The 5447-nt window shown below is 31.7% G+C and carries 4 protein-coding genes; all 4 read left to right on the top strand.

The genetic code is table 11. The features are described 5' to 3' along the window. Window positions 1–543: DNA polymerase III subunit beta (gene dnaN, locus F6K22_RS30140; protein WP_293106682.1), on the top strand; the 543-nt coding region annotated here is incomplete at its 5' end. Window positions 544–1641: 1098 nt separating this feature from the next. Next, a complete protein-coding gene (locus tag F6K22_RS30135; protein WP_293106679.1) occupies window positions 1642–1800 on the top strand; it encodes a hypothetical protein in 159 nt (52 codons plus the stop codon). Beyond that, the gene (locus tag F6K22_RS30130; RefSeq protein WP_293106676.1) at window positions 1769–4714 is read left to right on the top strand and encodes a hypothetical protein; all 2946 of its coding nucleotides are present in this window, start codon (window positions 1769–1771) and stop codon (window positions 4712–4714) included. Before F6K22_RS30135 ends, F6K22_RS30130 begins: the two co-directional genes overlap by 32 nt. 288 nt (window positions 4715–5002) lie before the next feature. Further along, window positions 5003–5203 carry a hypothetical protein gene (locus F6K22_RS30125; protein WP_293106673.1) on the top strand — a complete coding sequence of 67 codons (201 nt, stop codon included), beginning with the start codon at window positions 5003–5005 and terminating at the stop codon, window positions 5201–5203. Window positions 5204–5447: the final 244 nt, after the last annotated feature.

The following is a 5447-nucleotide window of genomic DNA, read 5'->3' as shown; positions in this document are numbered from 1 at the left end:
ATTCTGGCAAAAGCTTTAAGGGAAGTTGAACGGATGATTGGGATGGGTAAGTCTGGTTCTTCTGTTACTTTAAGATTTGACGAAGGTCAGGTAATTTTTGAGTTGGGAGAGCAGCGTTTAACAAGTAGAAAATTAGAGGGTCAATATCCAGCTTACCAACAATTATTGCCTAATAAGTTTACTAATCAAATTAATGTAGATAGAAAGCAATTTTTAGGAGCTGTGGAAAGAATTGCTGTTTTAGCTGACCAAAAGAATAATATTTTGAAGTGTTCTATTGATAGTGTTAATCAGGAAATTTCTTTATCCGTAGATGCTCAAGATGTGGGAAGTGGTCGAGAGTCTATGGCAGCAAAAATTTCTGCTGATGAACCGGAAGAAATTGCTTTTAATGTTAAGTATTTGATTGAGGGATTAAAGGCTATTCCCTCAGCTTCAGAAATTTCTATTCAGTTAAATACTGCTACAACTCCAGTGGTTTTGAATCCTTTAGGAGGATTGAAGATGACTTATTTAATTATGCCTGTTCAGTTAAGAGGTTAGATGTCTGAGGTAACTTTTTAATCATAAATTTATTGAGGCAGATTGGAGAATTTTATATTTCTAAATCTGCCCGATTTTTTATGCCAAGTTATATCAAGCATGATAAATGTTTATGAGAAATGGTAGGGAAGTTGGATGCAACGTCCCTAGGGGATAGGGAAGAAGAAAGAAGGAAGAAGGAGTAAATATTGAAAAACAAGGGAAAAATGATCGAGATAGCTGTTGAAAATCAATTTGAGCAGCTCTTTTTTAGTATCTCCGATCGAAATGCACGTTTTTGTACTATTCTTTTTTACAATTGATATTTTCAAAAAAATATATACGATCAATAGAGAGACTTATGTTCAAAATAATTATAGCGCTTTTCACAAAGGTAGACTACAAACCTTCTGCCCTCAGCATAAGTACCTTCTGCCTTTAAGCCAAAATCTCTGTATTCTATGTTAATGAAAACTGCTATAATTAGGGCTTACTGATTAATTCTAAAAGCATTTACATAATACTGACTAAGAATTTTTGGAGCGAAAAAAGTGCCACTTTTTTCCGTCTCTCAATCTTAAAAATTTAGCATTTTGAGCAGATTAAGAAGGGAAAAATCCAGGTACAATTTTTCATCCTATATCCTCTATAATTTTCCTCATTATTAAATCCTGAATCTTACCGAAAAATCGTGGTCTAAAGCCTCACCTTTTAAGGGGATAAAAAAAAGAATTCCGTATTTCAAGCCTCCTTATTGCAGAGGTACTGATAACTGATAACTGAAATTACCTTCACCCATAAGACTTTTTTGCATAGTACAAGATATAAATTCTAAATATTCACGCCCTTCCCTTTTACTACTTGTTGCTTAACTATTAATTAGAACTATTCCTTATTGCGGATATTTCCTATTCCCTACTTTCTATTTCCTAAGCACGAAAATTATATCCTAATTCAGCAATGCCAAAATATCAAGGGTATAATTTCATAAATTCAGTAAAAAGTTTAATCAAAATAGATTTATTTTTCAGTAAAGATACAAATTTTTTGATGATGTGATAATCGTAGTTAATTACCCTATATAATTAAGAAATACAATTGACCAAAGGGTGATAAAATATGGGGAATATTATTAGAGATGGTGATAATTTAGTTCCTGTCAACTATAATAGTTTGTTACAACAGATTTTGCATAAATTGTCGGAACATAATCTGTTTAAAATATCGAGCGATGTAGCTACCGCACTTGCTCCACCAACGCCGACGTTTACTTATTAATATTGATGAGATAGCTGCTTCTATTGCTACTACAAATATTCAAAATCCTTTAAGCACTACGAAGGGTGTTCGTGCTGCTACTGTAAATTTTGTAGACAAAGAAAAATTTCTGACTCAAATAGGAGAAATAAAAGACTATTTGATAACTAATTTAGAATCTACAGAAGGAATAGGAGATATTGCTAGTTTTGTCGATAGTTTGATTGTGAATTTAACAGATTTTCAGGGGCGTGTTAATAAATTAGGTTTAGCTTATCCTTTTGACGAAAAGTATACATATTTGCAAAAACAAGAGTTAATTTTAAATTCTCAACTTCCCGGTAGTAATTCTTTGTTAAAATTCCATAATCTGACAATTACAGTGGGAAATATTACGGCGTTTCAGTCTCAGCTAGCAACAGGAATTAGACAGAATATTCAAGATAATTTTGATTCGGAAGACCCAGAAGATATTGAAGATATTTATCCTTTTTTAGAAAGACAAGTTGAGGATAGAAACTCAGATTTTAATAAATTGCAAAGACTGGTAGATGAGGAAACATTAGGGAAGTTGAAAAAGGAAGCAAAAATTATATATTTAGAACATTTATTAGCGAATATTGAGACTAATGATAAAGGAGTTATTTATCTGAGAGTTTTAATTCGGCGTTTGAATTTGATTGAGGAATATATTAATGATGAGTCTAAAGCTGATGGATATTATGATGTTTCTTATGCTGGAGAAAAATTTAATTACCGAGATATTTTTGCTCGTGCTGAAGTTTTTGACGCACTGCCAATCATTCCAATTATTGATGGTAATTTGGGAGAAACTACAAATCGAGAAATAGGAGAAACTCAATTTGTTTTGGGTTTTAAAATGAAGTTAGATGGCAAAGTGCAAGCTAGGGGTGGAAAAGAAGTTTTTGATTATAATTTGGAGATAATTACCCAGAATAATCAGGAGGAAAATGAGCAATTAAAGGCTAATCCAGACAAAAAGAAAACTTGGGCAAGAAAAATATTAACGCGAGCATTTTTATACTATTTTGTATTTTCTTGCTCAGACCCAAAGGCAAAAAATTATCATTCTGATGATGAGTTAACTTATAATCCTATACCTAAATTTGATGAGAAAGTTTTGCCTGCATTGAAAGCAGATAATGATGATGAAAAAGATAGTATTTTTCAGTGGTTAGTTATAGGATTTGACAGATATGGAGTAAAGGAAAAAATCAGGAAGTTAAGGGATTTAGTCAGAAACTTTTTAGAGAGAGGGAAAAAATTACCTAACTGCATAAAAAGGCGAGAAATTTGTATTAATAAAAGAATTATCAGAACTGAGAATGATAGTTTGTTTCAAGGTAATTTTTTTCACGATGATTTAAGAGAAAATTATAAGAAATGTCTGAGGTATATTTTTCTGGTTAAGGAAGGAATAAATAATCGAGCAGTATGTCAGCTACCTGCTAGTATCAAGATAGAAGATGTGCGTTATTTTGAAGGAAGCGATCGCCAAAGTTTTCAGTGGGAATATGATCTAGAAGGAATTAAAGCATTACCTGTAATGTGGATACCTGATACAGATACTTGTCGGCGAATTTATCACGAAAATTTTGTGCAGAAAGGATATAAGTTTATTCTGTTTAGTTACAATAATAAACGTTTAAATCCAGGAGAAAATAAATTAAATACGACTCAAGCATTTGTCTATCGTTTTACTTGGATATTGTTATCTTATCTTTGCCTACATATTTTATTAGAGGAATATTCAGGAACAGAAAAAGAATTATTTATTCCGATGGTGCGACTCCATGAAGGAACCCATGAAAATCCTTTTCCTGCTGAAAAGTTTCTGGCTAATCTTGCCAAAACATTAGCTTTTATTTTTAGTAAAAAATATCGGTGTAACTCTCAAGGTTTCCGGGTTAATAAACCACCTAGTTCTTTCAATATTAGAAATGGTTTAAATTCTCTATATTCTGTATTGCCTAAAAAATTTAGTTTCGATCGTAATTCTGATTCTACTTTATTAGATAAATTGGCAATTATTATTGTGTCTAGCAAACTGAGCGATTCCAGAACAGGTAGTCAAAACCGTAATGATAGAATTGCCAATTTATTTGGGGAAGTAATAAGTATTGAACGGTTAGAAAATGGCAGTGTAAAAATTCAAAGTTTGACTACATTTTTTGATAACTATCAAGTAGGAAAGATGTATCAGGAATCACCTGTTTTAATGGATAGAGTCATTGACCTTTACTCAGAAGGATATCAACACTTTTTATATGTAGCACAAGCACCTTATACCAGTAAATTACATATTACTCAACAAGAAGAGGAAGAGAGACTATATTTCATGTCACCTACTATTATTAAGACGATGAAGCAAAATCGAGATGACATTAAAATATATCCTGTACTTTTTGATAAATATTATGTACACAAATTCAAATTAAAAAAACAGGAGGTGAAATCTTTATATATTCAAGATACTCGCCAATTAATGAATATTTCTGAAGATAGTAGTCAAAAATCAGTGGTATTTTTCAATTTGTTTAATGGCATTTCTGTGGGTGGGAAAAACACTGAGAATGAACGATTTTATAATGGCGTTATTTCCTATTCCACTCTGTTAGGAAAATATTATTCTGGAGTAATGGATGATGAGGATATTAGGCAAGGTTTGGTTTATGATAGTTCGTTGAAAAATGATATTCTTCAATATTTGACTTTTTTCCATTTTTCCAGGTTTGAAAAACAGGAGAAAGATAGTAGTAATTTAAGTTTAAAGTTAGATCCTTATGAAAATATTATTGGTGATGAAGCATTGGGAAGTTTGGCAATTTTTCGTCAGATGACAGAAAGTATTGAGTTTAATGCTTTGGCTTTTTTGACAGAAGTTAATGATGCTGTTGATGGAGTTGATTTTTAATGGGAGGTTGGGAAAATAAGTCTTAGATAAATACTATAAATATTTCAACTTCTACCAATTTTTAGTAGGGGTTTGGTCTCCCACCCCTTTCCTCAAAACCTCTTCCAAACCTTAACATTAGGAGACTAATTTATTGTGAAGTAAGTTATTTTTGGAATTTGATATTAATTACAGAGTTGGTAGAAGTAAATTAGCAGCTTTTGTGACTATTACTATCGGAAAAAATTGTAGTTGACGAGCGATCGCTGAAAATTTAATTTAGCAGGTTTCTCAGTAGTAGAATTTAATATGGAAAATTCTGAGACTATCTATATTTATCAGTCAGGAAAAATTTGCCTTTGTCAGAGATATCTCTCCCAACTAGACTTTGATATTCTCAGGCAAATTTCCCAATTTTCAGCAAAACTCAGAAAGTGGAAAATTTTCATACTATCTATATTTAAGAATAGGAAAAAATTTACCTTTGCCAGAGATATTTCTCCCAACTAGACTCTGACATTTTCGGGAAAACTACAGAATTTTCGCTCAAATTCCGAAAGTGGAAAATTTTCATACTATCTATATTTAAGAATAGGCAAAAATTTGGCTTTGCCAGATATATCTCTGCAAATTAGACTCTGACATTTTCGGGAAAACTACAGAATTTTCGGCAAAATTCCGAAAGTGGAAAATTTTGAGGATATCTATATTTATGAATAGGCAAAAATTTGTCTTTGCCAGATATATCTCTCCA

The organism is Okeania sp. SIO2F4 (assembly GCF_010672385.1).
In the GTDB taxonomy this organism is placed as follows: Bacteria; Cyanobacteriota; Cyanobacteriia; order Cyanobacteriales; family Microcoleaceae; genus Trichodesmium.
The sequence above is the reverse complement of the archived record's forward strand: the minus strand, read 5'-3'. Positions and strand labels throughout refer to the sequence as shown.

Coding starts and splice junctions, on each gene's coding strand:
- F6K22_RS30135 (WP_293106679.1), top strand. CDS start 1,642: ATGGGGAATATTATTAGAGATGGTGATAATTTAGTTCCTGTCAACTAT.
- F6K22_RS30125 (WP_293106673.1), top strand. CDS start 5,003: ATGGAAAATTCTGAGACTATCTATATTTATCAGTCAGGAAAAATTTGC.